General features: G+C 64.1%; 3 protein-coding genes. 2 read left to right on the top strand and 1 reads right to left on the bottom strand.

Annotation, left to right across the window (positions count from 1 at the left end):
• On the top strand, window positions 1–809 hold an 809-nt coding region (locus A2J03_RS04145; protein WP_156520191.1), incomplete at its 5' end, for a UDP-N-acetylglucosamine 1-carboxyvinyltransferase.
• Window positions 810–815: 6 nt separating this feature from the next.
• Here the strand turns inward: A2J03_RS04145 and pdxR are convergent.
• Window positions 816–2,222 (bottom strand): MocR-like pyridoxine biosynthesis transcription factor PdxR, encoded by a 1,407-nt coding sequence (gene pdxR, locus A2J03_RS04140; RefSeq protein ID WP_068370081.1) that lies wholly within the window; start codon window positions 2,220–2,222, stop codon window positions 816–818.
• An 80-nt stretch (window positions 2,223–2,302) separates the two neighbouring features.
• On the opposite strand from pdxR, the gene A2J03_RS04135 reads away from it, so the two are divergent.
• Window positions 2,303–3,007 (top strand): pyridoxamine 5'-phosphate oxidase family protein, encoded by a 705-nt coding sequence (locus A2J03_RS04135; protein ID WP_068370072.1) that lies wholly within the window; start codon window positions 2,303–2,305, stop codon window positions 3,005–3,007.
• Window positions 3,008–3,394: the final 387 nt, after the last annotated feature.

Here is a 3,394-nt window from a genome sequence, read left to right as displayed (position 1 = left end):
CAGAAGAACTGCGCGGAGCGAACATTCGACTCGCCTTCCCGTCTGTCGGAGCGACCGAGAACATCCTGATGGCAGCAGTCCTCGCCAAGGGCGAGACCGTCATCGACAACGCGGCGCGCGAACCCGACATCGTCGATGTGTGCAACATGCTCAACAAGATGGGTGCTCAGGTCAGTGGTGCCGGTACTTCGACACTGACCATCAAGGGTGTCGAATCGCTGAAGCCCACCACCCACAAGGTGATCGGTGATCGCATCGTGGCGGCCACTTGGGGAATTGCAGCTGCGATGACCCGGGGCGATGTCCGTGTGCGGGGCGTGAATCCGAAGCATCTGTCGCTTGTTCTCGACAAACTCCGGGCGGCAGGCTCGGAGGTGACGTCCGAAGCGGATGGCTTCCGGGTCGTTCAGCACGAACGGCCGACCGCGGTGAACTTCGCGACTCTTCCGTTCCCCGGTTTTCCGACCGACCTGCAGCCGATGGCGATCGGACTCGCTGCGGTGGCGAACGGAACATCGATGATCACCGAGAACGTATTCGAAGCCCGATTCCGCTTCGTGGAGGAGATGATTCGGCTGGGTGCGGATGCTCGAACCGACGGGCATCACGCCGTTGTGCGTGGAGTTCCGCAGTTGTCGAGTGCTCCGGTGTGGTCTTCGGACATCAGAGCCGGCGCTGGTCTGGTCCTAGCGGGTCTGTGCGCCGACGGGGTCACCGAGGTTCACGACGTCTATCACATCGACCGTGGCTATCCCCGGTTCGTCGAGAATTTGAGCGATCTCGGCGGCAGCATCGAACGGGTGGACTGACGCGGATCAGCTCACCCGCGTCAACGCGTCGATCAGCAAGTCGAGGGCATAGCTGAGTTCGTCGTCGGACACCGACCCGTACCCGACGATCAAGCCGGCAACCGGCGAGGCGCTACGTGTGGACCGCGCGAGCGTCTCGACGTCGACGCCTGCGGCCGCGACCTCGAGTGCCACCGAAGCTGCAACTCTCGGGTCGAGCAACAAGGTGGTGTGCATTCCGGCGCCGACCCCACGGAGTTCGCCGAATCGATCCAATGCTGCCGCGACACGTCTGTCACGCTCGCGGTAGAGCCTGCGAGCCGCTCGGACTGTTCGGTCCCATTCGCCGTCGCGCAGCAACGAGGTCATGGCGTGCTGAACCGGCAGAGACGGGTAGTCGCCCAGATCGATACGCAACTCGGCGATCTGCTCGACGATGTCCGGCGGTGCCACGAGCCAGCCGATCCTGATGCCACCCCCGAGAGTCTTGGCGACTGTCCCCAAGTAGATGGTCCGGTCCGGTGCGAATTCGGCCACAGTCGGCAAAGGTGCTACGTCGTAACGGAATTCGGAATCGTAGTCGTCCTCGATGATCATGAGATCACGCGTGCGCGCGAAATCGGCAAGCTCGCGTCGACGGCCGACGGTGAGCAAGCCGCCGGTCGGGTACTGGTGCGACGGAGTCACGTAGACGGCACGGGTGCGACTGGGTGCTCGATCGAGCTCAGCGGTGACGAGCCCGTCGTCGTCGACAGCGACGTCGTGTACCGACCAGCCCCACCGGCGGGCCGTGGACGTGGCGACGTGGTAGCCGGGATTTTCGTGGGCCAGCACCGGTGCCGAGGTGAAGCCGTCCTCACGCAGGACGGCGAGCGACAAACTCATCCCGTGCATGCTGCCGGTCGTGATCATGACGGAATCGGCGTCGGTATGCAGCCCACGTGCGCGTCCCAACAGATCGGCCACCGCCGAGCGGAGATGCGTGTCGCCTCGCGGATCCGGATAAGCCGGTGGAGGCTGCGCGTTCCCGACGTCTCGCCACGCGCGCTTCCACGCTGCGGACAGCTGGGGGACCCATGGGGTCCCGGTGGCCAATCGTATTCTTCGGCCTTGCACTGAAGGTGTGACTCTTGTTGTCGAGCGTTTGGATCCTGTCGGGTTCGTAGCCTGCCCGTCGGTGGGCAGGCGTCGAACGAAGGTCCCGGATCCGCGCCGCGCGTGCAACCAGCCCTCGGCGGTCAATTGGTCGTACGCACTCTCGACAACCGCACGTGCGACACCGACTTCTGCGGAAAGCGCTCTGCTGCTGGGCAATCGGGCATCTGCTGCCAGCTGTCCGTCGCTGATCGCCGCGCGAATCCGGTCGGCGATCTGGACAGGCAGGGTGCGTGAATCCGAGCGGTCCACCGACATGATCAACGACGACGGGAGCATGACCTACCTTCGAGTGGCCTACGAATCTCTAGCACCAATGGACCGTGACAGTAAGCCAATTTTCGAGAACCATCAAGCGCATGAGCATCGATGACATCGAACTTTCCCCCACGCAGCGCTCTACCGTCAGACGGGGGCGGGCGCGGGCGCGTGTCGTTCGCACCGAATTGGCCGATGTCCTCTCCTCGGCCCGAATCTGCCACCTCGGGGTTGTGATCGACGGTGCACCCAGGGTTCTTCCCACGGTCTACGGGGTGGACCTGGAGGGACCGGATCGTGGCGGAACGCTGTATCTCCACGGGTCCGTCGCGGCCCGGAGCCTGGTGGCGGCCCCGGACGCGGACATCTGCGTGACCGTCACGACCGTCGATGGTTTGGTACTCGCGAGATCCGGGTTTCATCACTCCATGAACTATCGGAGCGCGGTTGTGTTCGGTCGGCCCAGGGTGGTGACCGACGCCGCCGAACGGGGACGCGCCCTCGATGCCATCGTCGATCAGGTGACACCAGGCCGGAGTCAGCACCTTCGCGCTCACACCAACAAGGAATTGGCCGCCACGACCGTGCTGGCACTCGCCTTGTACGAAGCGTCGGTGAAGGCGCGCGACGGCGGACCGGATGACGAGGACGTCGACCTCGAGGCCGGCGGGGTGTGGGCAGGAGTCGTCCCGATGGGGGAGTGGGTGGGGGCACCCGAGCCGGCAGCCGACCTCGGTGAGGGGTTGGAACCGCCCGCTCACGTCTCCGAACTCAGCAGCAGATCGCCTTTTCGTAGTCGAATGTGAAACACCTTCGCTTGGATGGCGATCCTGAACCGTTGTGCCACAGTGGCATTGATGGACTGGCTACGGGGATGTCGCGGGTCGCCGCCGATGCGGCCATGGTCGGCGTGGCATCGGGCAAGCAACTGGATTGGGGAGATAACAGGAGTCTCTTCGGCCCACTTCGTCGCGGATATGGTCAGCGTCACAGTGGCCAGTCCGGGGCGCAGGCTCGGTGTTGCTGCCGACTATTGGCCGTTCAGCTGCGGCGATGCGGCTGAAGCGGGCCTTTACCTGCCGATTTGCACGACGGCATCTGCTCGCGTAACTTTTGTCGAGTCAGAGCGACGGACACCGACCAGGTCTTCACGGATGTGGCAACGAGGTTGTACGGGTTCTGGCGATTGAAGT

It is taken from the genome of Rhodococcus sp. EPR-157 (assembly GCF_001647195.1).
GTDB lineage: Bacteria > Actinomycetota > Actinomycetes > Mycobacteriales > Mycobacteriaceae > Rhodococcoides.
This window is presented reverse-complemented; position numbering and strand designations above follow the sequence as displayed.